We start from the raw sequence: 25,412 nt of genomic DNA, 5'->3' as shown, positions 1-25,412 counted from the left end.
GTGCAGGAGCGGGGGAAGCCGCAGGTCGAAGCGAATGTTGCTCCGCCCCCCGCTCCTGCGCCTTCCCCCGCTCCTGCACCGTCACCGAAGCCGCAGGTTGATGCGGCTATTCCCCCGCCGCAGCCGCCGGCCAAGCCGGCCGACGTCGGCACCAGTCCCAATACCGGCGACACCGGACCGAGCCAGGCCACGCTGGCGGACGACCCGACCATCAAGAGCCTGACCGCCAAGATTGCGGCCAACCCTGACGACGTGAACGCGCTCTACCGGCGCGGCCAGGTCTATGCCAGCAAGGGCGCCTATAACCTTGCGATCAAGGATTTCGACGACACGATCCGGATCAATCCCAAGGACGTCGAGGCCCTGAACAACCGCTGCTGGACCCGTACCGTGATCGGCGACCTCCAGGGCGCGCTGAAGGATTGCAACGAGGCCTTGCGGCTGCGCCCGAACTTCGTCGATGCGCTGGACAGCCGCGGCCTGGTCAACCTGAAATCGGGGGCGGTGAAGAACGCCATCTCGGATTTCGATGCGGCACTGAAGATCAACCCGCGCCTGACCTCATCGCTCTATGGGCGGGGGCTTGCCAAGCAGCGCAACGGCTCGGCCCCGGAAGGCGCGCTGGACATTGCGAATGCCAAGGCGATGGATCCGAACATCGTCCAGGAGTTCGCAAGTTACGGAGTCCGTTGACATTTTTTTGAGATTCGGGGCGACGCGCCTCGAACCCCCGAGAGCTCTGCGGAGACCAAGGGAAGGATGCCGCAAGGGCGCTTCCGGGCTTGTTGCAGGAATTTTTGCAGGAGGGACTGGCAATGAGATTGGCTGCAAAGGGCGTGACCGCGCTTCTCTCGATCCTCACGATCAGCGCCGCGCTGACGCTGCCGCTGGGAAGCGCATTCGCGGGCGACGACAAGGACACCAATAACAACGTCACCGAGGACCAGATCGTCCGGGCGCTCGCGCCACCGAAGAAGCCCCTGACGCGTGGCCTCTCGATCGGACCGCAAACCACCGATCCGGCGCCGAGCGCCGCCGAGACCAAATTGCTCCAGAGCGTGCGGGGCCGCGCCACGCGCTCGCTCTCAGTGACCGAACGCGAGGAAATCGCAGCCGCCGCCAAGGACAAGCCGAACATCGATCTCGAGATCACCTTCGACTACAACTCGGCCAATATCAGCGCCAAGTCGATGCCATCCGTGCAGGCGCTCGGCCGCGCGTTGACCAATCCCGACCTCAAGGGCTCGACCTTCGTCGTCGCCGGCCACACCGACGCCGCCGGGGGCGAAGGCTACAACCAGGACCTGTCGGAGCGCCGCGCCGACTCGATCAAGCGCTACCTCATCGACAAGTACAGCATTCCCGCGGCCGATCTCGTCACCGTCGGCTATGGCAAGAGCAAGCTGAAGGATCCGAGCCAGCCGATGGCCGAGGTCAATCGCCGGGTGCAGGTCGTCAATATGGAAAACAAGACCACTGCGTCCAAGTAACGGCGACAATTGTTCAAGTGCCTCGTCGTGATGTGGTAAATCCGTGTGTCCGACGCGCGTCCCGCAGCCTTGCGGGACGCAGCTTCGTTTCGGGGAAACTCTTTCAGTGGCGGGCCGCGAGCGGGCGACAGCGAGCCAGGCCAGGATGATCCGGCGATGAACATCACCGAATACCTCAAGCCTGCGGGAACCGCGGCGTTCATCGTCGTGCTCGGCGCCGGCTATTACTGGTTCGAGCACCGCCATCGCCCGGAAGTGAAGGAGACGCCGGGCGAAGCCGTCGTGGTCGTGACCAAATCGACCAATGCCTGCTTCTCCGATCTGGTGCGCGTGACCGGTTTCTTCGTGCCGCGCCGCGAGGCCGTGGTGACTGCCGACCAGGAAGGATCGCGCGTCACCGACCTCTTCGTCGCCGAAGGCGCCACCGTCACCGAGAACCAGGAACTGGCGCGGCTGAGCCCGCCTCCGCAGATGCCGGGACAGCCGGCGCGACCGGGACCGCAGGGACCGATCTCGCTCAAGGCACCCGCCGCAGGCCTCGTCACCGAAGTCCGCACCGTCGTCGGCGCCCCGGCCTCGCCGCAGGCGGGTCCGATGTTCCGCATCGCCGTCGGCGGCGAGATCGAGCTCGATGCGCAGGTGCCGGCCGTGCACATGCCAAAGCTCAATCCCGGCGCGACGGTTCGGATCAGCCGGGACGACGCCCCCGATCTGATCGGCCGGGTCCGGCTGGTCTCGCCCGAGATCGACCGCGCCACGCAGCTCGGCCGCGTCCGGATCAGCGTTGCCAACAATCCGTCACTGAAGGTCGGCATGTTTGCCCGCGCCTCCATCGACGCCAAGCGGAGCTGCGGCGTTGCGGTTCCCAAGACCGCCATTGACCATCTCACCGTCCAGGTGGTCAAAGGAAACACGGTCGAGACGCGACGGGTGCGGGTCGGGCTGACCTCTGATACCGCAATGGAAATCCTGGAAGGTCTCGACGTCGGCGAGATCGTCGTGGCCGACGCCGGCTCTTCGCTCCATGACGGCGACCAGATCAAGACCGTCTTCGCCGATGAACTCGATCGATCGCGAGTACGCTGATGGCTCTCAATATCTCGGCATGGTCGATCCGCAATCCGCTGCCGTCGGTCGTCTTTTCCATCATTCTCCTGATCCTCGGCTGGGTGTCCTTCACCAAGCTCGCGGTGACGCGATTGCCTTCAGCCGACATCCCCGTGATCTCGGTGGCGGTGTCGCAATTCGGCGCAGCTCCCGCCGAGCTTGAATCCCAGGTCACCAAGACGGTTGAAGACGCGGTCTCCGGCGTCGAAGGCGTGCGGCACATCACTTCGCAGATCACCGACGGCCTGTCGGTGACGACGATCCAGTTCGCCCTGGAAACCAACACCGACCGCGCGCTGAACGACGTCAAGGACGCGGTGACGCGGGTGCGCTCCAACCTGCCGCAGAACGTCACCGAGCCATTGATCCAGCGCGTCGACGTCATCGGCCTGCCGATCGTCACCTATGCCGCGATCTCGCCCGGCAAGACGCCGGAACAGCTCTCCTATTTCGTCGACGACGTGGTCAAGCGCGCGCTGCAGGGCGTGCGCGGTGTCGCCCAGGTCGAGCGCATCGGCGGTGTCGAGCGCGAGATCCTGGTCTCGCTCGATCCGGACCGGCTGCAGGCCATGGGGCTGACGGCCGTCAATGTCAGCCAGAGCCTGCGCGGCACCAATGTCGACGTCGCCGGCGGCCGCGCCGAGATCGGCAAGAACGATCAGGCGATCCGGACGCTGGCCGGCGCCAAGACGCTGAGCGACCTGGCCGGCACCATGATCCCGCTGTTCGGCGGCGGCGAGGTCCGGCTCGACGATCTCGGCACAGTCACCGACACCATCGCCGACCGCCGCACCTTCGCCCGCTTCAACGGCGAGCCGGTCGTCGCCCTCGGCATCAAGCGTTCGAAGGGCGCCAGCGACGTGGTGGTCGCCGCCGCCGTGCAGAAGCGCATCGATGCGCTCAAGATCGCCTATCCCGACGTCGACCTGAAGCTGATCGACACCTCGGTCGAATACACCAAGGGCAATTACGAGGCCGCGATCTCGACCCTGTTCGAGGGCGCGATCCTTGCCGTCATCATCGTGCTCTTGTTCCTGCGCGACCTGCGCGCCACCATCATCGCCGCGATCTCGCTGCCGCTGTCGATCTTCCCGGCATTCTGGGCGATGGATCTCCTCGGCTTCTCGCTCAATCTCGTCAGCTTCCTCGCCATCACGCTGTCGACCGGTATTCTGGTCGACGACGCCATCGTCGAGATCGAGAACATCGTGCGGCACATGAACATGGGCAAATCGCCCTATCGTGCCGCACTGGAAGCTGCCGACGAGATCGGGCTCGCGGTCATCGCGATCTCGCTGACGATCATCGCGATCTTTGCACCCGCAAGCTTCATGTCCGGCATCGCCGGGCAGTTCTTCAAGCAGTTCGGCATCACCGTCTCGGTGCAAGTGTTCTTCTCGCTGCTCGCCGCGCGCTTCGTCACGCCGATGCTGGCTGCCTATTTCCTCAAGCATCACAATCACGAGGAGCCGCCGCCAGGCCGCGTGCTGCGCACCTACCACAAGATCGTGGCGTGGTCGGTGAAGCACTATTTCATCACCGTGCTGATCGGCTTCGGCATCTTCGCCGCGTCGATCTGGAGCATCACGCTGTTGCCGCAGGGCTTCCTGCCGGCGCAGGACAGTGCGCGATCGCTGCTCGCGATCGAGCTGCCGCCGGGCACCCAGCTCTCCTATACCGAGAAGGTCACCGAGAACATCGTCGCGCGGCTGCGCCAGCGGCCCGAGGTGAAGAGCATATTCGTCGACGGCGGCCGCGTCCCGCCGGGCACGCAGGAAGTCCGGCGCGCCTCCCTGATCATCAACTATACGCCGAAGAACGAGCGCAAGATCACCCAGCGCGAGCTCGAATCCTCGATCAGCCAGGAGCTCGAGAGCATCCCCGACATCCGCTTCTGGTTCCTCGACGAGAACGGCCTGCGCGCGATCTCGCTGGTCGTCACAGGTGTCGACGCCAACATCGTCAACAACGTTGCGAGCGAGCTTGCGACGCAGATGAAGCGGATCCCGACCATCTCCGACGTGATCTCGGAAACCGCACTGGAGCGGCCCGAGCTGCGCGTCGAGCCCCGCGCCGAGCTTGCGGCACGGCTCGGTGTCTCGACCGAAATCCTGTCGCAGACCATCCGCGTCGCGACCATCGGCGACGTGGGACCTGCGCTCGCGAAGTTCGACGTCGGCGACCGGCTGGTGCCGGTCCGCGTTCAGCTCGAAGATGCCGCGCGCGGCAATTTGAAAACGCTCGAACAGTTGCGGGTGCCGCTCGGCGAGCGCGGCGAGAAGGGCGGCGTGCCGCTCTCGGTCATCGCCGACGTCAAGCTCGACCAGGGCCCGACCACCATCAACCGCTACGACCGTGAACGTCAGGCGACCGTCGCCGCCGACCTCGTCGGCCACGCCGCGCTCGGCGATGCCACGCGGAAGATCTACGAGCTGCCGGTGATGAAGAGCCTGCCGAAGGGCGTCAGGGTCAGCCCGTCCGGCGACGCCGAAAGCCTGAACGAGCTGTCGGATGGTTTCGCCACCGCGATCACCGCCGGCCTGATGATGGTCTATGCCGTGCTGGTGCTGCTATTCGGCACCTTCCTGCAGCCGATCACCATCCTGTTCTCACTGCCGCTCTCGATCGGCGGTGCGATCGCCGCGCTGCTCGTGACCGGCAAGCAACTCACCACGCCGGTGTGGATCGGCATTTTGATGCTGATGGGCATCGTGACCAAGAACGCGATCATGCTGGTCGAATTTGCGATCGAAGCGATCCGCGCAGGCAAGCCGCGCGACGAAGCCATGATCGACGCCGGCATGAAGCGCGCCCGCCCCATCGTGATGACCACGATCGCGATGGTCGCCGGCATGATGCCGAGCGCGCTCGCGGTCGGCGCCGGCGGCGAGTTCCGCTCGCCGATGGCGCTCGCGGTGATCGGCGGCCTGATCTTCTCCACCGTGCTGTCGCTGGTGTTCGTGCCCGCGATGTTCATGGTGATGGACGACATCGGCGCGCTGAGCTGGCGCTTCGGCAAGCGCCTGATCGTTCACAGCGCAGATGCGGACGCCGACGAGCACCATGCTGCGCCGACGGTCGCGGCTACACCTGCTCAAGCAACACCGGTGCCGAAGAGCATCGTACATCCGGCGGCGGAGTAGGCGTTACCTACCCCTATTCATTCCGCGCGATCGACGTCAGCTTGGCCATGTTCTTGAGCAGGATCCGACCACGCTGCAGGTCGAGGATCGCCTCCTTGCGCCAGGCCTGGAGCTGACGATTGACGCTTTCGCGGGCGGCGCCGACGAAGACGCCGAGCTGCTCCTGCGAGATATGCACCTCCGAGCCGAAATCGGCGGCGAGGGCGCACAGCCTGCGGGCAAGCCGCACCGGCAGGGGCTGGAGCATGGACTCTTCCATGCGCTCGCTCTGCCAGCGGATGCGCTGACACAAGAGCGTGATGATCTTGATCGCGACCTTCGGCTCGCGCTCCAGGAAGGCGAGGAAATCCTCGCGCCGCAGCACGAACAGCTCGCTGGCCTCGCCCGCGGTCGCATCCGCGGTGCGGTCCTGGCCGTCGAGCACGGCGACCTCGCCGAACAGGTCTCCCGGTCCCATGAAATTCAGCGTCAGCCTGCTGCCATCAGGGGCGCCGGTCTCGATCCGGACCTGGCCGCGGCGGACGCCAAACAGCCCATCGCCTGGGTCCCCTTTCTGGAACAGCACTTCGCCATTCGCCAGATGCTGGGTATGGCAGAGATTGGACAAGCGCTGCAGTTCGTCCGCACCGAGGTCGGCGAACATCGGATTCATTTTCAGAATGACCGCAAATTCGGCCTGTTTGCTCATGGCAATTTCCTTTGCAATCCCTTGGTAATCCCCCTTGGTAATCCCCTTGGCAATTCCCCCGGAACCATCAACATCAGACTCGCGGAAAACCCGCGGAGAGAAGTGTGTCATAAGTCACATAACTTTGCAGCACCTCCTGTTTATTTTTGGCAGCTTGGAGCGGTTTCCCCTCCCGGGATAGACTGACGGGCAACGGACGGGTGATCGGGCCGGCCGGGTTCGATACCGCTCCGTTTGGAAAGTCGACATGAGAGCAGTGAAATTCGCCGGCGCTGCGGTCGCCGCCGTCATCATCGTCATCGCGCTTCTGCTGGTGATCGGGGTCCCCTCCGGATTCCTGACCTCGGCAATCACCTCGCGGGTAGAAAGCGCGACCGGCTACCGCCTGACGATCGCGGGCACCACGAAGGTCAGCGTATGGCCGACGCTGAATGTGACGCTGAGCGACCTCACGCTCCAGGATCCGAAGGACCACACCGGCATCAATCGCCTCACCATCGACAACGTTCAGGCCGACATGTCGCTGGCGAGCGTGTGGTCGGGACATCCGAAGATCGGCGATCTCGTCGTCACCCATCCCGTACTCTACCAGCCGCTGCTGCGCGAGCGCAGGCCGAACGCGGCCGCTGCATCGAAGCCGGCGGTGCCGCTGGCCGCCGGTGACGTCAGCATCGACCGCCTCAAGGTCGCCGACGGCGAAGTGGCGTTCTCGGTCGCCCGCGACCGTGTCGAGAGCCGGCTCAGCGCGATCAACGCGGATGCGACCATGAATGCCGAGCGCAAGGTCAGTCTCAAGGGCACGGCGCGGGCTGGCGATCACGGCATCAAGTTCGACATCAAGGCCGTGATGCCTGCGGCGCCGGTCGAGCGGCAGACGATCCCGCTCGACTTCGCCATCGACGCACCGAGCCTGTTGCAGTCGCAGCTCAGCGGCCACGCCGAGGCTCGGCTCAACGGCTCGGTCGTGATGGTCAATGGCATCAACGGCGCGCTTGGCGAAGGCGCGTTCAACGGCTGGGCCTCGGTCGACATCGCCAGCAAGCCGCTGCTCAAGCTCGATCTCGACTTCCAGCGGCTCGACATTCCCCTGTCGAAATCGGCCGACGGTGCCGCCGGCCAGCCCTGGAGCGATGCGCCGATCAGCATCTCCGGACTCAACTATGTCGACGCGCAGATGCGGGTCTCGGCGACCGAGGCCAATATCGGCGAAGCGCGTTTTGGACCTCTTGCGCTCGATGCAAAGCTCGCCGGCGGCGTGCTGAAGGCCGGTACGACCAATCTCGGCGCCTATGGCGGCCAAGTCTCCGGCGAGGTGATCTTGGATGCGACCGGCGGCGCGCCGAGCTTTGCCATGCATTCCGACCTCGTCGGCGTGCGCGCATTGCCGCTGCTCAAGGGGCTCGCCGATTTCGACCGGCTCGACGGCAAGCTGCAGGCAAAGATCGCGGTGCGCTCTGCAGGCATCAGCCAGCGTGCGTTGATGGCGAACATGCAGGGCACGGCGTTCGCCAATTTCCAGGACGGCGCCATCCGCGGCATCAATGTCGCGCAGATGATCCGCTCGCTGACCACGTCCACCCTGTCCGGCTGGCAGGACAGCCAGGAGCAGAGCACGGATCTGACGCAGCTCTCAGCCTCCTTCAGCATCGACAAGGGCCAGGCGGTGACGACCGATCTCAACCTGATCGGCCCACTGGTGCGTGTGACCGGCGCCGGCACGATCGCGCTCGACACCAAGATGATGGGTTTTCGCGTCGAGCCGAAACTGGTGATGACCACCGAGGGCCAGGGCCGCACCTCCGATCCCATCGGCTTCGGCATTCCCGTGATGATCGAGGGCTCCTGGTCGCAGCCAAAAATCTATCCGGACATGGCGGGCATGCTCGACAATCCGGAGGCTGCCTATGCAAAGCTGCGCGAGATGGGCAAGGGCCTGTTCGGTCCCGATGGCGCCGGCCTGGGCAACATCCTAGGCAGCTTCGGTCTCGGCGGCGCTGCCCCAGGCGGAAACAATGCGGGCAATGCCAATCCGCAAGGACAGCCGCCGCAAAACAATCCGCTCGGCGGCGCGCTAGGCGAGGCGATCGGCAATTTGATCCAGCAGGGCCTGTCCGGCGGTGCCCCCGGGACCAGCACCGGCCGCAGCCGCGGCCTACCCGGAACGCCGGCGCAACCGGCGCCGCAAGCCTCACCGGCGCCGCCGGCCCAGGACAACCCGCCCGCCAACCCGCCCGCCGAACAGCAGGACAGCCAGCCGATGAATGACGTGCTACGCCAGCTCTTTAACCGGTGATTTTTCCGGGCGGCGCGCCAGCGCAAAGCCCTGCTTACTGCGACGATTCGACGCCTGCGGAAGGCTCTCCTAGCCCACAATGGGTAACCACGCCGGCCGAGCTTACCGCCATGGCGGCTGAACTGTGCTAAAACGGCCCGCAGCCCCAGCATCGGCCGTGGCGCGTGAGGATCTGGATGGCGGGAGCGAAAGACAAGACCTGGTTTTTCCGCGAGGGCCTGTTCGCCAAATATGTCGTCTCGCTCGTCGGCCTCGTCGTGTTCGTGCTCGCGGTCAACGGCGCGATGGAGACCTGGATCTCTTATCGCGCCACCAGGACAAGTCTGACCGACGGCCTCGAGGAGAAAGCGCAGGCCGTCTCCAAGCGCATCGAGCAATCGATGTCCGATCTCGAGCGCCAGATCAGCTGGGTAACGCGCGCCTCGCAGGACACCATCGAGAAGCGCCGCGCCGACTATGTCCAGCTCCTGAACCAGGTCCCGGCCGTGAGCCGGCTCACCCAGCTCGACGGCGAGGGCCAGGTGGTGCAACGCGTGTCGCGCGCCGCGGTCTCCAGCGGCAGCAGCACGGACTACGCGCGCGACATGCGCTTCACCGACGCCGTCGCTCGCGGCACCAGTTACGCGCCGGCTCATTTCATCGACCAGGAGCCGTTCATGACGATCTCGGTCGCGCATTCCGGCTTCAAGCCCGGCGTCACGCTGGCCGAGGTCGACCTCGGCTTCCTCGCCGAGTTGCTGTCCGACACCCAGGTCGGCAAGGTTGCGTTTGCCTATGTGGTCGATCCGCACGGCAGGGTGCTGGCGGCATCGTCAAAGGGGCCGGACGTCGCCGCCGACCTTTCGAAACTGCCGCAAGTCGCGGCCGCGATCGCCTCCGACCGCGATGGCGCGTCCTCCGGCGCCGACTTCAACGGCCACGCGGTGCTGACGGCTACAAGCGAGGTGCCAAAGCTCGACTGGACGGTGCTGTTCGAGCAGCCGACTGCGCAGGCGCTGACGCCGATCCGCGACCAGCTGGTGCGGGTCGCGCTTCTGATCGGCATGGGCCTGCTGGTTGCGATCCTCGCCGGCACGCTGCTGGCGCGGCGCATGCTCATCCCGATCACCGCGCTGCGTGCCGGTGCAAACCGGCTCGGCGAGGGCGATTTCAGCCACCGCATCGACGTGAAGACCTCCGATGAGCTGGAGGAGCTCGCCGGCCAGTTCAACCGCATGGCCGGCCAGATCCAGGAGACCTATTCGGTTCTCGAAACCAAGGTCGAGGAACGCACGCGCGACCTCGCGCAGTCCATCAACGAGCTCAAGGTTCTCGAGGAAGTCGGCCGCGCCGTCGCCTCCTCGCTCGATCTCGATGCGGTCTTGCCGACGATTGCCGCACGCGCGATCGAGATCACCCAGGCCGACGCGGTCTTGATCTACGGTTACGATGCCGAGAAGCACCAGTTCAACCTGGTCGAGGCCAATGGCATCGACAAGTCGACCGACGGCGCGCATGTCGCCATCGACGAGGGCGCGAGCCTGCTCAGCGACGCCGCAAGGAGCGGAGAGCCGATCGCGCTTCCCGATCTCGATGAGGCCCCCGAGCAGCCTTTGCGCGACGTCGCGGTCAATGCCGGCTTCCACTCCGTGCTCGTGGTGCCGCTGGTCGACCAGCAGGGCACGCTCGGCTCGCTGGTGGTGCTGCGCCGCGCGGCTGGCGAGTTCCTAAGCAGCCTCACCGGATTGATGCGCACTTTCGCGCACCAGGCGGTGCTCGCGATGCGCAATGCGCGGCTCTTCACCGAGGTCGACCACAAAGGCCGCGAGCTTGCGGCCGCCCATGAGACGGTGCAGCAGCAGGCGACAAAATTGCAGGAGCAGACCGAGCAGCTCCGCAACTGGAACCGCTCGCTGGAAGAGCGCGTCGAAAAGCAGCTTGGCGAGATCGGCCGCATCAAGCGGCTCGAACGCTTCCTCGCCCCGCAGGTCGCACAGCTCATCGCTTCTTCCGACGGCCATGATGCGCTGCTCGACAGCCATCGCCGCGAGGTCACCGTCGTGTTCTGCGATTTGCGCGGCTTCACCTCATTCACCGAAGCGACCGAGCCGGAAGAGGCAATGAACGTGCTGCGCGAATACCACGCAGCGCTCGGCGATTTGATCCACCGCTACGAGGGCACGCTCGACCGCTTCGCCGGCGACGGCGTGATGATCCTGTTCAACGCACCGCTTCAATTTGCCGACCACACCAAGCGCGCGGTGAAGATGGCCGTCGAGATGCGCGATGCGATCGGCAAGCTGACCGAGAAATGGAAGAACCGCGGCCATTCGCTCGGCTTCGGCGTCGGCGTCGCGCTCGGCTATGCCACGCTCGGCCAGATCGGCTTCGAGCAGCGACTGGAATACGCCGCGATCGGCAGCGTCACCAATCTCGCCTCGCGCCTGTGCGACGAGGCCAAGGCCGGACAGGTCGTGGTCGCGCGGCGCGTCTACGGCATCGTCGAGCCCTGGGTCGAAGCCCGCCCGCTCGATGATCTCCAGCTCAAGGGCTTCAATCACCCCGTGCTCGCGATGGAGATCCTGAGCTGGCGCGACGAAGTCGACAATGTCGTGGATGCGTCGGCGGCGCGGCGGAGGATGTGAGCGACGATGCGTGCCAAACACTCACTGTCATGCCCCGGCTTGACCGGGGCATCCAGTACGCCGCGGCTGCTCGATTGATCACCACCGTCTCTGGAATACTGGATCGCCCGGTCAAGCCGGGCGACGACAGTTGAGAACGCGGCGCGCTCCTCCGGCAAAACTCCCTCCCCCGTCCCACGAACCTCACCGCTCCTGCCCACGACTAACGATCGCCTCGATCGCGAGGCGTTCGCATGAAGAGATCGATCGTGACGCTTGCCCCGCCTTCGCGCGCCTATGATTTGCAGATGCTGGATCGCGCCGCCGATCGGCAAAGCGACAATGGCTGGGTATTCGGCCTGCCGCCGGGTATCGCCAGCGAGCAGTGGCCGCTCGATCCGGTTTCCGGTTATCCGCTGATGCACGGCTTCACCTTGAAGCTGCCGGACGACTATCGCGTGCATGGCGATGACATCGTCGCGCTGTCGTTCTTCGCGCCCGCCCTTGACCACAATGGCGGCGGCGCGCCGGACGATCCTGAAATCCGCGAGGCGGTGCTAGCACACCCCTCACACCCGCGCCTCGCCCGCATGACGGACATTCTCGATTACGAATATGCCGCGCTTCTGCTGACGGCGCGCGAATATGTCGGCGCCTTCGCGATCCCGCCGGCACCGCTTGCGCTCGCGACCTTAGAGCGGCCGCGCTGGCTCGACGTCGGCGGGGCCAGCGCCTTTCACGAAGACGCCGCCCCCTACGCGAAGAAGATGTTCGCCGGCCCGCCGCGCGCCAATCTCGCCGAGAACCGAGCGATCGCGCTGCAACCGCGCGAGCGCGACCCCAACGCCGGCAAGGCGCCCCGAGACGAACATCTCTGGCGAGGCGAACCCACCGGCTACCAGCCCTATTACTACTATGTCGGCGATGCGAGCAGGCTGGAGAATTGGCGCGAGCACGACTGGGCCAAGAACCACGGCAACAATCATCTTGGCGGGACCATGCGACCCAACCAGTGGGTGCCGGAGATGAGCCCGTTCTACATCGAGTTCGAGGAAGAGTTCGGCGGCTACAATTTCGGCGGTGGCAACGCGCAGCTCGATTTCAAGGACATGAAGTTCGACTGGGCGTGCGGGTAGCGCGCAGGCTCGACAACGTCGCCTCCGCTGCATTCCCTCCCCCCTTGCGGGCAGGGCAATCGCATATAGGCATTCACGAGGTCGTCATGCCCGGGCTTGTCCCGGGCATCCACGTTCTTGGTGCCGGGGCGAGGCGTGGATGGCCGGGACAAGCCCGGCCACGACGATCTGGAAGCTTCAACGCCTCGAGCTCTCACATCAAATGCGATAGCCCTGCCGCAAGGCGGAGGGAGAAGAGTGTCCACGTGGCGACAGCCCGCACCTCTCCGCTGCTCACACGCCCCGCTTCAGCCCCATCGCCTCGAACTGCGTCTTCTGCTCGTCGGAGAGCCCCCACTCGAAATCGTCGAGCGCGTCGCCTACGGTCTTCACCGCCTCGAGCACGGCATCGAGCCGCGCCTTCACCGCCTTGAGGCGAGCTTGAGGGGTGTGCAGGTTCTGCGGCGGACAGGGGGACAAGGCCTCCATGGTGCGCATGGTGGTGTCTTGCAGCACCTCCAGCGCAGCGCGCTTGGTATCGTCGAGGCGAAGGGCAGCACCGATCTCGTCGGCCGGCCACTGCTGCTTTACGAGCTGCTCGTACTGGCGCTGGGCCTGCTCGTCGCTCGGGGGCTCAGCGGGCGCTTTGCACGCCGCGGCCTGCATCTCCTTGCGCTTGGTCTCGGCAGCATTCGCGCGACTGTCCTTGCCGAGCGCGTTGAGGCGCGACTTCTGCTCGTCGTCGAGCAGGCCGTAGAATTTTGCGAGCGATGGTGCGGCCGCATCCACCGCGTTGATCATCGCCTCGAGGCGGCGCTGCATCAGCGCGAAGCGATCGATCGCATTGGCGGCCGCATCGGTCGGGCAGGATGAGCGGATCGTCGCACCAGCCGAGCCCCACGCACTTGCGAGCTCGTCGAGGCCGGCGCGCTGGACCTCGTTCGGCTGCACCGTGCGCAGGATGGCATCGATCGGAAGGCCCACGGCATCGCCGGTGTCGCAGAGCTGCTGGAGCTCGGGGACCCTGCGGTGACGACGGCCGGTCGCCGTGTAGGCGGCGAGCTCGGTCGGGGCATAGGGCGCGAAGATCGCGGCATAGATATCGCCATAGCCATAAGCCCACAGCGCGGTGCCGTCGCCGCGCATCGTGAAATCGGTGATGTCGTCATCGGCGAACGGCCAGAACAGGGGGCCGACCCAGCCATAGGTCCCGTCGGCGTGCTGCCACCAGCCCTGCTCGGCGCGCCCGCCGCGCCAGCCGGCCAGCGCCGCAACGGCCGTGAGCTGGGCCCGAACGGTCGGGCGGACGGCGTCCGCGGCAGAGCGGAGATCCTGCGGATGCAGCGCCGCCATCCGGGCATGGCCGCGCCGCGCCGCCAAACGCATGTGGCGGATGCCGGCAACCCCGAGCATACGCGCCATCGCAAAGCGTGCCACACCAAGCGGGCCGCCGACTCGCAGCCCGAAGCCGGCCTCGGCCACGTCAGGCAGCAGCGCGAGAACGACCAGCGCGATCCCGGCGGCCGCAAATCCAAAGCGGGATTTCGACATGATGGTCACCCTGGCTCACTCCTCAGCACCAAGTCTCCGGGTCGAGCCGCATCTCGTCACAACGAGAATGACGCGCAGTGGAACAGAAAGTTCCCGCGCTCAGTAACCCACCCTACAATTTACGGAGCGAGAACCCCTCACCTTGCCTTGCGCGGCAAGACGAATGTCTGGCCGGGATAGATCCGGTCCGGGTTGTGGATCTTGTCGCGGTTCGCGTTGTAGATCAGGGCGTAGTTGAGGCCGTCGCCATAGGCGCGGCGGCTGATCTGCCAGAGGCTGTCGCCTCGGATGACGATGCGGCTGTTGGCAATCGCCCCCGTCGCCTCCACCCTGGAGCGCAACGGGCCCTTCTCGACGGGCGATGCGGCGGCGAGTGCCAGAACCGATTGTGCGGTGCTTGGCGATGCGGCCGGCGGTGCCGCCGGACTGTCTTCCTTCGCAGACACTTCCTTGGCAGCGGGCGTATCCTTTGCAACCTTGGCGACATCGGTACGCGCTTGTGCGGCGCGCGGTGGCTGCGCCATCGCGTTCAGCGTCACGGGAACGTCGGTTCTCGATTTCGTCACGCTGCCGTCCGGCGCAGTCGATTGCAGGCTGAGCTTGTAGCTGCCCGGCGGCAGCTTGGGCGGGGTCATCACGAACAGGCCGGACGCATCGGCGACTGCGGATGCATGGCTCTCACCATCGCGCAGCAGCTCGACGCGGGCGCCCGGCGCGGCGCGACCGGCGATCACCGCCTCGCCGTCGTCATCGACGCGAGCGACATCGAAGCGCGGTCCGGTCTCCTCGCTGGCAGTGGGCGGCGGAGCGGTTGGCGTCGGCAGATCGGCAAGCGCGGTCTCGGCTTTGCCGAGCGCATTGGCGACGTCATTGCTGGGCGACGCTGACGGTGCGACGGACGGCGCACTCGGCGGCAGGAATGTGGGTGGCGCCGCGCGTGCCGTCCGGGCCTCCGGCTTGGATTCGGCATTGCCGTCGGCGACCTTGGCCTCGGGCTGGCCACGCAAAGCCTGCCACAGCCCACCGGTGCCGACAGCGATCGCTGTACCCCCGGCCGCAACCAGCAGGAATGAGCAAACGGCGATTGTCGCCTTCGATGCGATCACCATGAATCCCAAAGCCCCTTAAAGCCCTTCACGACAAATCACGAACGCAAACTGCGCTCAATTCGCGCGCGCATCAAGTCGGCAAAATGGACGATCGGCAATCGGTCACAACTTCTGACCGATAGGGCCGCAGTGATGCGCGTTCCCAAATAGGATCAAAGCTTCGAGCCGCGGGTTGTCGCAATCGCTGATGCGGAACGGTCCAGCCGGGGGGTGTCAGCCGAAAATACATCACGTGCGCACCGGGCCTCCGGGGGCCGGACGGTCTTTTGCGTGCGAAACTCAAGAGGCGAAAGGATGTCTGTCGGCTATCGGTTACTGCCTCTCGTTGCGGCGCTTGCCCTGATCGGCGCCCCCGCACTAGGCCGCGACAACGGCCAGTTTGCAAATTCCCCCCTCAAAGGCTGGTTCGAAAGCCTGCACAGCAAAGGCGGTGGCCCGTGCTGCGGGGACGCCGACGGCACCGCGGTAGCCGATGCCGACTGGGACACCAGGGAAGGCCATTACCGCGTTCGTCTCGAAGGCATGTGGGTCGAGGTGCCCGACGACACCGTGATCACCGAGCCGAACCGCGCCGGTCGCACCATGGTCTGGCCGTACTACGTCAACGGCCGCACGCTGATCCGCTGCTTCATGCCCGGCAGCATGACGTGAGGCTTCGCGGGATTCGTAGGGTGGGTTGGCCCACCGGGTCCGCGCGAAGCGCGACCCGATGACAGGCGCCGGCGTAACCCATCATCCCGCGTACGAGACAAGCGGTGGGTTACGCCTTGCGCTGTCGCCTGTTGAGCAAGCGAGAACGTGACCGGCTACCCCACCCTACCGCACTGCAAAACTACGCCGCCCTGAGATCCTCGACGAAGCGATCGACCTCGCGCTTCAGGTCGTCCGAGAGGCGCGACAGCATCTTGGCCGAATCGAGTACCTCGCCGGCGGCCGCACCGGTCTGGCCGGCGGCCTGCGAGACGCCGGAGATGTGACGCGAGACTTCCGTGGTGCCCTGGGAGGCCTGCTGCACGTTGCGGGCAATCTCGCGCGTGGCGGCGCCCTGCTCTTCGACCGCGGCGGCGATCGCGGCCGCGATCTCGTTGACGCGCTGGATGGTGGTGCCGATCGACTGGATCGCGGTCACCGACGAACGCGTCGCGCCCTGGATTGCGGCGACCTGGCCGGTGATCTCTTCAGTCGCCTTCGCGGTTTGCGTGGCGAGATTCTTCACCTCGGCTGCGACCACGGCAAAGCCGCGGCCGGCTTCACCGGCGCGCGCGGCCTCGATGGTGGCGTTGAGCGCCAGCAGGTTGGTCTGTTCTGCGATGCCCGTGATCAGTTCGACGACATCGCCGATGCGCTGGGCGGCGTCCGCCAGCGCCTGCACCTCGCCATTGGTACGATCGGCTTCCGCCGCGGCAGCGCCGGCGATACTCGAGGATTCCGCGACCTGGCGGCTGATCTCGGCGATCGAGGCCGACAACTCTTCCGTGGCAGCGGCAACGGTCTGCACGTTGGATGACGCATCACCCGAGAGGGACGCAACGGAGGCCGCTTTTGAGGAGCCCTGCTCGGCGGTCGACGACATCGACTGCGCGGTACCGTTCAGCTCGCCGGACGCCGAGGCAAGCGTATGCAGTGATGCCGTGACGGTCTTCTCGAACTCTCCGATCAGCCGCTCGACAGCAAGCTGGCGCCGCTCTTTCCGACCCTGCTCGTCCGCCTGCTCCTCGGCGAGGCGATCGCCCGTGATCATGTTCTCCTTGAAGACCGACACCGCGCGCGACATCTCGCCGATCTCGTCGCCACGCTCGATGCCGGCGAGTTCGATCGCATAGTCCCGCTCAGCGAGGCGCTGCATCGCCTGGGTCAGCTTGCGGATCGGGACGCTGACGCGGCGGTTGACGAGGATGAAGCCGAACACGGTGATGGCGAGCGCGACCAGCATCATCGCGCCGTTGAACACCAGGCTCCACTTCGCCGAGCTCATTTGCTGGCCGGCGCGCGCGACCATCTCGGCAAGCGCAACCTGACCGGCCTCGACGCTGGAGTTGAGGATGGCGGTGTTGAGCTTGGAGAGGTCCTCGACCTTGATGTCGATCGTCTGGTTGTTGCTCAGCGCCTTGATGAATCCCTGCTGGCGCTCGACCATGGCGGCGGCTTCGCCTTGCTTCGAGCGCGCGATCACGTCGGTGAGGCCGGCGGGCGCGTCGGCGCGGCCGGCTGCGTCCAGCACCTGGCTCCAGGCCTGCTTGGCACGGCCGGTATCCTCGGCGGCGCCGACCATGTCGGCGGCGCTCCAGGGTTTTGCACTGGCCGCCGCGGCTTCCAGGCGGATCGCGATCAGGCCGCCGAAATTGCGCGCGGCCCAGGCCGACTGCTTCACGCCCAGGAGATGATCGACCACGGGATCGCTCAGCTTCAGCGCGTTCTCGAGCTCACCCGTCAGCGCCAGAATCCCGTCGAGATAGTCCTGCGCGGTCTTGCGGAAATCGTCGGCGAGCTTCGTGTCGCGCTCGGCTCTCGCCTGGTGGATGGCGGCTTCCGCCTTGGGCCGGAGCGACACGAGCGCATCGTGGATTGCGACCAGCCTGCTCAGGGCGCCGGCGAGACGGGAATCGGTCACGCCCTCGAGACGCTCGAGCACGATCTTATAGGCGACTTCCGACGATTGCCGGTTGGTGGCGATGCGATTGTCGGCATTGGCGTTGGCCGGCCCCTCCGCCAGCAGCGCCGACAGGAAGGTGCCGCGCTCCAAGCGAAAGCCGAGCAGGGTCGCAAACAGCTGCTGGTCGGTGCCGGCAAAGCGCTCGAGCTTCTGCGCCGTGGCGTTGCGCTCAACGGCGCCATAGAGTCCGGTCGCGAGCTGGGCGATCAGAAACAGGCCGAGGATGCCGATGATGGCGCCGAGAACCGAACGAATGGAGGGATTGCCGAACAATTTCATTGCGGGGCCGCATCCTTTAAAAAGATGCGGAAAAATACCGTCGCGCTCCTAAGATTTGGTTCACCTCGATGCCGGCAAAGGCCGTGGCGTCGAATAATGACGCGCGGAAGGGCAAACTCCGCAGAACTACGGAGACACGCAGCCAGGACGCAGCGCGATCTTCAGGACCGTTTCGCCGCGCGCACTTCCGCGAACTCGGCATCGGGATGCGCGACGATGGTCGCGAACATGATGCCGCTAATGATGATCGACCAGGCGGTGTCCCAATAAATCCAAAACACGTCAGCCTCCGCAAAAACCTCCCGCCGCATGCAGGAATTCTAGAACAGCCGAACGACGATGCCGTTCCTCTTTTGCTGCGGCCTGTGAGCGCACTCAAGAATCAACCCTTGGACCAGTTCTTGAACCAACCCTGTCCCGTATCCTGAGGCCAATCTCTTGCCGAACTGTCACCTGTTGGTCGGCGGCGGCCTCTGATCGGTTTGATGGCTCCGATGCTTTGCCATCACATCTTCATCGCGCTGGCTGGTTTTTGGGCGTGGCGGAGATTTCGGCTGGCCGGCCTGGCCGCCATGCTCGCCGCCCATGTCGGGCTTGCCTTCAAGATCGTTTTCGCGGGGCAATGGTCAAGCTCCTCTTTCGAAAGGCCTGCCCCACACTCATGCCCACCCTATTGATTGGCATCGCGGGACCGGCTTTGCGACGCCCGACTGATACAATTCCGACATCGATCGATCCAAACTGGATTTTGGTGGAATGGCAGGCAGCCTTGTATCCTCGCGGGAACCAAGAAAAGCCTTGCCGGACGGCAATGGCGATTTTGGAAAGCTGGAGGAAGCCTCATGTCTCGACCGACCCGCCGTATTGCCCTGCAACTGCCGCTGACGGCATGCGCCGTCATTCTCGCCACCCAATTCGGAGCAAGCGCCGGCATGGCCGACACTTTCGCCTATGTCGGCAATGCCGACAGCAACGACATCTCGGTCTTCCGCATCGACGACAAGGGCGAAATGAGCGCGGTGCAGACCGCGCCCTTCGCAGGCATCGAGAAGCCTGGCTCCTCGACGCCGCTGGCGGTGACGCCCGATCACCGCGTGCTGATTGCCGGCGTGCGCTCGCAGCCGTTCTCGGCGGTGAGCTTTGCGATCGATCAGAAGACCGGCACACTCAAGCATATCGGCAACGGGCCGCTCGCCGACAGCATGGCCTATGTCATGACCGATCGCACCGGCAAGTTCGTGCTCAGCGCCTCCTATGGCGGCAACAAGGTCGCGCTCAATCCGCTGCTTGATACCGGCGTCGTCGGCGAGCCCAAGCAGGTGATTCCGACCGGGCTGAATGCGCACGCCTTCATCCCCTCGCCCGACAACCGCTTCGCGTTTGCGACCAATCTCGGCTCCGACCAGGTGCTCGCCTTCGCCTTCAATGCAACCACCGGCGAGCTGACGCCGAGCGATCCGCCGGTCTACAAGGTGCCTGAGAAATCGGGCCCGCGGCACTTCGTATTCCACCCCAACGGCAAATATATCTATCTGATCCACGAGCTGAACGGCGACGTCGCGGCATTCAGCTATGAAGCCAAGACCGGCGCGTGGAGCGAGATCCAGCGGACCACGGCGCTGCCCGAAGGCTTCACCGGCAAACCCTGGGCCGCCGACATCCATGTTACGCCCGACGGCCGCTTCCTCTACGCCTCGGAGCGCACCACCAACACGCTCACCGCCTACAAGATCGATCCGGCAAGCGGCAAACTCACCACGGTCGGAACTGTGCCGACCGAGAAGCAGCCGCGCGGCTTCAACATCGATCCCACCGGCCGCTATCTCGCCGCCGTCGGCGAATTGTCCGACGGCATGTCGGTCTACGCCATCGACCAGGCCAGCGGCGCGTTAACCAAGCTGAAGTCCTATCCGACCGGCAAGAAGCCGAACTGGGTGGAGTTCGTCACGCTGCCGTAAGAGTACGGGAGCTGCGACCGACCTACGCAATCATCCGTAGTTTCGGTCGCGGCTCGCCGCGGTCATATTCCGACACGCGATGGACCGTCATATTGTCTTCAAATGCCCGCAGACCGGCATGAACGTTCAGCATCGGCTTGTGGCCGAGCCGACCGATGCCAAGGATACGCACGATTCGGTGACGTGTCCGGCGTGCGCGCGCCTGCACCTGATCAATCGCACGACCGGCAGGCTGCTCGGCGAACGCCGCTGACGGATGGCGCGAGGCGCCGAACCTGATCTTCAATTCCGCGACTAATCAAAGGCTTGCCGTGGACTACACCCCGCGGCAATCGATCCTGCTGTGGCACCCGTGCGCCATGGTCTGTGCCCCCGCCATCTGCTATCGAGTGAAGCGTTTGATCCCGTGGATTAGTCCGATGCGTCATTGCACCCGCAAATCTCGCAAAACCCTGTTTCCCGTGACCATCGCACTGGGGCTTGGCCTTTTTCTTGGGCCCCTCCCGGCCCGGGCCGCCGATGAGGAGGCGCCGAAGGGCCCGGCCGTCACGGTGCTGAAGGCGGCAAAGTCCTGCTTCTCCGATATCGTGGAGGCGAGCGGCACGATCATCGCGCGCGAGGAAACCTCGGTGCGGCCCGAGCGTCCCGGATTGAAGGTGACGGAGGTGCTGGCGGAAGCCGGCGACACCATCACCGCCGGCCAGGTGCTGGCGCGGCTGGCCTTGCCCGAAGGCGGCACAGTCCAGGTGACGGCGCCGGTCGCCGGCGTGATCTCCGCCTCGACCGCGCAGATTGGCGCGCCGGCCTCGGCACGCGGCGAAGCGCTGTTCTCGATCGTGGCGCGCAGCGAATATGACCTCGTCGGCCTCGTCGCCACCGCCGACATCAAGAAGCTCGCGGTGAACCAGCCGGCCACCGTGCGCATCGCGGGTGCCGGCGACATCGACGGCAAGGTGCGCAAGATCGGGCCGACGGTCGAGCCGAACATCCAGCAGGGCATGGTCTATATCGGCATCTCGACGCCGCGACGGCTGCTGCTGAATTCCAGCGGGCGCGCGCTGATCAAGACCGGGCAGAGCTGTAATGTCGCCGTCCCGCTCACCGCCGTGCAGTACAGTCCCGCCGGCACCGTGGTTCAGCTCATCCGTCGCAACCGCGTCGAGACCAAGCGCGTCGAGATCGGACTGATGTCCGGCGGCAATATCGAGATCCGCGACGGCGTCAACGAAGGTGACATCGTCGTCGCCCGCGCCGGCGCGCTGTTGCGCGAAGGCGACCCGGTGCGCCCGGTGATGGCGAGCGCAGAGACGAAGTAACGCGCAACTTCGTAGGGCGGGCAAAGCGGCTTGTCCGCCGTAGCTCGAAGAGAAGGCGGAAGCGTGCCCACCAGTGGGCACGGCGCGTTGCGCCTTTTGCCCACCCTGCAAAATGCAGCGCTACAAATTGCGGCGAGAGACTAGCCGCCGGCCTGGTCGAACTGGACGTCTTCCAGGAGCGAGGACGACACCGTCGGGACCTGGTCACCTTCGGAGGCGCGGGAGATCGCGACGCGGGTCTTGTTGAAGACGCTTTCGGCGCTGCCCTGCGCATTGAGGTTATTCAGGAGTTCGCCGACCAGCACGCTGTGCTCGCCCCTGCCGTCGTCGGCGACCTTGCCGGGCGAGGCGGAGGAGAGGATCAGCGCGTTGTCGGATGCGCTGATCGGCGCCAGCCCGTGGCTGTAGGAGCGGAAACGGCGTTCATAGGGGTTGCGGCGCGAGGCATCGACGACGACGAGCTTGGCCTTGGCGCCCTGCTCCTTCATCATCTCGAGCACGCTCTCGATCGAGACGCCGTGGCGGCGGACGTCACTTTCCTTCCAGATCACGGCGTCGACCGGCAGCATGTAGCTCTCGCGGCCGGCCTGCACGCCGTAGCCGCCGAAGAACAGCATGACGACGCTGTCGCGCGTGATCTTCGACTTGAGGCGATTGACGGCGCGGACCATGTCATCCTTGCTTGCGTCCTCCACCATGTCGACGTCGAAGCCGCCTTTGCGCAGCGCGGACGACAGCGCGCGCGCGTCGTTGATCGACTGCGATAGCGGCGCATTGGCATCGGGATAGTGGCCATTGCCGATGACGAGGGCGAGGCGCGAGGTGTGGCCGACGGAACCGGTGACCTCAACGGTCGAGACCGCCTTCGCGGCATCGAGGGCGCGCATGTTCAGGGCAGCGTGGGCGCCGATCGCCAGCGACACCGTGCCGATCAGGGCGGCGGCGACCGCAATGGTGCGTCGGGAAATGTCGAGCTGCCTTACATTCATCTCGGTTCATTCCTGTCAGGAGCCATCGCGACGCGCGTACTTGTCCGAGTAGCGCGATGGCGTCTTTAGGTTTGAGGGATTGGCCGGGGGTGTGTCCCCGAATTGCGCGCAATTTGCGGCGCCGCACCAAACAAACCCTTAACCGGATATCGCCCCCGGGGCAATAGATTGCCCCTCTTTTTAGATAAACCACTGAATATACTGGTTAATTCACGTCAGCCCCGATGCGAATTTTTGCACCTTTTCGCCGCCTTTTGGGGGCTAAAGGGGCAGCCTCCGTGACGGATTTTTATGTGACATAAGTCACATTTGTGTTCCCCACGAATTCGTGACACTTTTCAAACACTTGCGGAGACATAGGCGCGCTGCCGGGACGGCGTGCCGTGAACCCCGGCAAGGCCCCGCGCGACCAGGTCATTCATGAGCTTTCATTATTTCGCCGGGCACGCCTTCCGCGCCCTGACGGCACGGAAGGACGGCCCCTCGCTTTACGACGTCTGCGATCCTGTGCTGGCCGACCCGGCCACCGGCGATCCGCATCTGGCAAAATTCTACAAGACCGCGCTCGGCAATCCCGCCCTGCGGGCGCTGCTCCGCCGCGCCGGCCTGCCCGAGTTGCTCGAGGAGACAAGGCTCAGCGGGCTGCGCGCGGCGCTGACCCGCGCCCGTGACGACGCCGAACCCGACTGGGAGGCGGTCGGCCGCCCCGTCGCCGACCTCCTCGATACCATCGCGCTCGACCATCCCAAGCCGCCACCGATGCCGTTCAACGGTGCGGCGCCGGCGCTGGCGGAGATCGACAACGTGATCCGCGACTGCGCCCATCATCTGCTGCGCAGCTACCGCCAGAACGGCTTTCTGCCGACCTTCGCCGCGTTCAACCTGATCGGCGATCCAGACCTGCGCGGTCGCGAGCTGATCATGGCGCTGACCGGCCTGAACTCGCGCGGCTACAAGAACTCCTCACTGCTGTTCAATCTGGCGCGCGTCTTCATCGCGCGCTCGAGCGCAGGCGCCATCATCAATCCGCCCTGGAGGGGCATCGCCGAGCCGATGTGGGAGCCGGTGCAGATCCGCCACCGTTCGGCCTACTACGACGCCTTTTTCATCGAGGCGCTGCTCGCCTATCGCGAGACCGGCCTCGCCTCGCCCGACGACGCCACTGCCGCGCAGGCCGCGATCGCCGACATGGTCGACTTCTGCATCAACATCAGTCGCGAGGAGGTGCGAAGCAGCGAAGGCCATCGCTTCGACGTCATCACCGCGCTCGCGCCGGCGCCGCATCCGCGCTTCTCCCGCTTTTTCGCGCAGATCAAGCAGGATCTCGGCTTCGGCGTCTACGTGCCGGACTGCGACACCACGGCGTGCTCGCTCTCGGCCGCGACGCAGGCCGGCTGCGAGGATCCGATCCTCGCCCAACCGCTGCTCGATTTCTACGCCGGCTACCAGGTGCGCGAGGGCGTCAACGAGCCGCGCGTCACCGTGCCGCTCAACGACAACATCGATTACGAAGGCGGCGTCGCCACCTGGATCGACAATCTCGCCGGCGAGCGGCCCTACGGCAACGATCTCGATCCGACGCTGAACCTCGACATCCTCGAAGTGTCGTTCCGCAATCTCAAGCGCTGGAAAATTCTGGAGATGCCGGCGCGGCTCGCCACCGTACATCGCATCATCGCGTTCCAGAAACGGCTGTCGGTGAGCGGCGCCTTCGCCAATTCGCGCTCGCACATCTACTATCTGCCCGAACTCTACAGCGCCTATTTCGGCCGCTGCTATGCGAGCTTCCTGTCGCTGCCGCTGGCCGCCCAGGCCGCGATCGATCCCGACGGCACCTTCGATTTCATCCGCGCCCGCGTGCTCGGCTATGTCCAGGGCGAGATGCTCGTCGCCGAGATGAACGCATTCGACGCGGCGCTCGCCTTGATCGCGCTCGGCCATCTCGGCGCCGATCCCAGGACCTTCGCGCCGGCGCTGAACTGCATCGTCAAAGCTCTCGGCGAAGGTGGCCGCCGTGGCCCGTTCCGCGCCTATGAATGGAACAAGATGAAGACCCCGACGCGGATCTTGGTTGGCGGGCCGGAGGTGACGTCGGCCTTCGTGCTGATGGGGCTGGCCGTGGCGCGGAAGGCGATGCGCGGATCCGCGTAGAATCGTAGGGTGGGTTAGCAAAGCGTAACCCACCACTTCCTTCGACCCGCGGAAAGCAAAGAGGTGGGTTACGCCTTCGGCTAACCCACCCTACGGATCTGGAGCTCGATGACAGGAAGTTGAAAGCCCATAACTTGGGCAGGTGCTGGCCCGGCGGCCAAATCCCGACCACAATTGCGTCGTTGATCGCGATTTTTCCTGACCCGCGGACCGGCATGCTGCGCAAATTCCTAGCTGCGATTTCCCTTCTCGCCTTGCCCACGCTGGCGCAGGCCGCCGACATCACCGGCACGGCAAAGATCCGCGACGGCGATACACTCCAGATCGGCAATACCCGCATCCGGCTCGGCGGCATCGATGCACCCTCGACCGACCAGCTGTGCCTCAACACCCAGGGCGAGCGCTGGACCTGCGGCGTGGCAGCACGCGAGGAACTGACCAAACACGTCGAGGGCAAGAGCTGGGTCTGCCATGCGAGGTCGATCGACCGCCGCGGCCGCACCGTGGCGCGCTGCGAGGTCGATGGCGAGGACATCCAGAAATGGCTGGTGCGAAACGGCTGGGCGCTGGCCTTTACTCGCATCTCCCACGACTACGAGGCGGATGAAGCCGCCGCACGCGAAGCCAAGGCCGGCATGTGGCAGGGCGCCTTCATCGCCCCCTGGGACTGGCGCGTGCGCAACAAGAAGACCGCGATCCTCGGCGCCACCAAGCCGCCCGAAGGGGCGCATGCAATCCTGCTCGCCTCGGCGTCGGGCGCCATCGCGCCCTCGCCGGATTGCACCATCAAGGGCAACGTCAACAGTGCCGGCGAATGCATCTTTCACCAGCCGACCAGCCGCTGGTACGCGCAGATCAAGATGAAGATCAGCAAGGGCACCCGCTGGTTCTGTTCAGTCGAAGAGGCGGAGGCCGCCGGCTGTCGCGAGACGCGGCGATAGGGCTCCGGACGCTCTCGCCCTGCATG

The 25,412-nt window shown here is 65.4% G+C and carries 18 protein-coding genes; 13 read left to right on the top strand and 5 right to left on the bottom strand.

The genetic code is table 11. The features are described from left to right. The 4 genes from SO156_RS37680 to SO156_RS37665 form a co-directional block, all read left to right on the top strand. Positions 1–693, top strand: a 693-nt coding sequence (locus tag SO156_RS37680; protein ID WP_498538335.1) for a tetratricopeptide repeat protein, incomplete at its 5' end; no start/stop codon positions are given. A 122-nt stretch (positions 694–815) separates the two neighbouring features. Continuing rightward, on the top strand, positions 816–1,490 hold the full coding sequence (locus SO156_RS37675; protein ID WP_458149688.1) for an OmpA family protein: 675 nt from the start codon (positions 816–818) through the stop codon (positions 1,488–1,490). Positions 1,491–1,646: 156 nt separating this feature from the next. After that, positions 1,647–2,576, top strand: coding sequence for an efflux RND transporter periplasmic adaptor subunit (locus SO156_RS37670; RefSeq protein ID WP_458149687.1), 930 nt, complete (start codon positions 1,647–1,649; stop codon positions 2,574–2,576). Beyond that, positions 2,576–5,740 carry an efflux RND transporter permease subunit gene (locus SO156_RS37665; protein ID WP_498538334.1) on the top strand — a complete coding sequence of 1,055 codons (3,165 nt, stop codon included), beginning with the start codon at positions 2,576–2,578 and terminating at the stop codon, positions 5,738–5,740. The genes SO156_RS37670 and SO156_RS37665 overlap by 1 nt, the downstream gene beginning before the upstream one ends. A 13-nt stretch (positions 5,741–5,753) precedes the next feature. Here SO156_RS37665 and SO156_RS37660 read toward each other — a convergent pair whose 3' ends face one another. After that, positions 5,754–6,428 (bottom strand): Crp/Fnr family transcriptional regulator, encoded by a 675-nt coding sequence (locus SO156_RS37660; RefSeq protein WP_458149685.1) that lies wholly within the window; start codon positions 6,426–6,428, stop codon positions 5,754–5,756. Positions 6,429–6,675: 247 nt separating this feature from the next. Between SO156_RS37660 and SO156_RS37655 the strand changes: the two genes are divergently transcribed. The 3 genes from SO156_RS37655 to SO156_RS37645 all read left to right on the top strand — a co-directional run bounded on the left by SO156_RS37655 (position 6,676) and on the right by SO156_RS37645 (position 12,460). After that, complete coding sequence (locus SO156_RS37655; RefSeq protein WP_498538333.1) at positions 6,676–8,721, top strand: AsmA family protein; 2,046 nt, start codon at positions 6,676–6,678, stop codon at positions 8,719–8,721. Positions 8,722–8,897: 176 nt separating this feature from the next. Continuing rightward, the gene (locus SO156_RS37650; RefSeq protein ID WP_498538332.1) at positions 8,898–11,345 is read left to right on the top strand and encodes an adenylate/guanylate cyclase domain-containing protein; all 2,448 of its coding nucleotides are present in this window, start codon (positions 8,898–8,900) and stop codon (positions 11,343–11,345) included. 233 nt (positions 11,346–11,578) lie between these two features. Beyond that, entirely contained in the window at positions 11,579–12,460 is an 882-nt protein-coding gene (locus tag SO156_RS37645; RefSeq protein ID WP_458149682.1) for a hypothetical protein, read from the top strand. A gap of 273 nt (positions 12,461–12,733) precedes the next feature. Here the strand turns inward: SO156_RS37645 and SO156_RS37640 are convergent, their stop codons facing one another. Beyond that, positions 12,734–13,990 carry a Spy/CpxP family protein refolding chaperone gene (locus SO156_RS37640; protein ID WP_498538331.1) on the bottom strand — a complete coding sequence of 419 codons (1,257 nt, stop codon included), beginning with the start codon at positions 13,988–13,990 and terminating at the stop codon, positions 12,734–12,736. 137 nt (positions 13,991–14,127) lie between these two features. Continuing rightward, entirely contained in the window at positions 14,128–15,099 is a 972-nt protein-coding gene (locus SO156_RS37635; RefSeq protein WP_498538330.1) for a LysM peptidoglycan-binding domain-containing protein, read from the bottom strand. Between the two features lie 294 nt (positions 15,100–15,393). Here SO156_RS37635 and SO156_RS37630 point away from each other — a divergent pair, with 294 nt between their 5' ends. Next, positions 15,394–15,750: a hypothetical protein gene (locus SO156_RS37630; RefSeq protein WP_498538329.1), complete on the top strand. Its 357-nt coding sequence runs from the start codon at positions 15,394–15,396 to the stop codon at positions 15,748–15,750. Positions 15,751–15,931: 181 nt separating this feature from the next. Here SO156_RS37630 and SO156_RS37625 read toward each other — a convergent pair whose 3' ends face one another. Continuing rightward, positions 15,932–18,031: a methyl-accepting chemotaxis protein gene (locus SO156_RS37625; RefSeq protein WP_498538328.1), complete on the bottom strand. Its 2,100-nt coding sequence runs from the start codon at positions 18,029–18,031 to the stop codon at positions 15,932–15,934. An 842-nt stretch (positions 18,032–18,873) separates the two neighbouring features. Between SO156_RS37625 and SO156_RS37620 the strand changes: the two genes are divergently transcribed. From SO156_RS37620 to SO156_RS37610, 3 genes are all read left to right on the top strand, one after another. Continuing rightward, a complete protein-coding gene (locus SO156_RS37620; protein WP_498538327.1) occupies positions 18,874–19,989 on the top strand; it encodes a lactonase family protein in 1,116 nt (371 codons plus the stop codon). 118 nt (positions 19,990–20,107) lie between these two features. After that, positions 20,108–20,242, top strand: coding sequence for a hypothetical protein (locus tag SO156_RS37615; RefSeq protein ID WP_458149676.1), 135 nt, complete (start codon positions 20,108–20,110; stop codon positions 20,240–20,242). 166 nt (positions 20,243–20,408) lie between these two features. Beyond that, a complete protein-coding gene (locus SO156_RS37610) occupies positions 20,409–21,305 on the top strand; it encodes an efflux RND transporter periplasmic adaptor subunit (protein WP_498538326.1) in 897 nt (298 codons plus the stop codon). 140 nt (positions 21,306–21,445) lie between these two features. Here SO156_RS37610 and SO156_RS37605 read toward each other — a convergent pair whose 3' ends face one another. Continuing rightward, the gene (locus SO156_RS37605; protein WP_458149674.1) at positions 21,446–22,294 is read right to left on the bottom strand and encodes a caspase family protein; all 849 of its coding nucleotides are present in this window, start codon (positions 22,292–22,294) and stop codon (positions 21,446–21,448) included. Between the two features lie 420 nt (positions 22,295–22,714). On the opposite strand from SO156_RS37605, the gene SO156_RS37600 reads away from it, so the two are divergent. Together SO156_RS37600 and SO156_RS37595 are read left to right on the top strand one after the other, a co-directional pair. Beyond that, positions 22,715–24,445 (top strand): hypothetical protein, encoded by a 1,731-nt coding sequence (locus SO156_RS37600; RefSeq protein WP_498538325.1) that lies wholly within the window; start codon positions 22,715–22,717, stop codon positions 24,443–24,445. Between the two features lie 215 nt (positions 24,446–24,660). After that, on the top strand, positions 24,661–25,386 hold the full coding sequence (locus SO156_RS37595; RefSeq protein WP_458149672.1) for a thermonuclease family protein: 726 nt from the start codon (positions 24,661–24,663) through the stop codon (positions 25,384–25,386). The last annotated feature ends 26 nt before the right edge of the window (positions 25,387–25,412 follow it).

The sequence above is a fragment of the Bradyrhizobium sp. UFLA05-125 genome, from assembly GCF_059803515.1.
The sequence above is the reverse complement of the archived record's forward strand: the minus strand, read 5'-3'. Positions and strand labels throughout refer to the sequence as shown.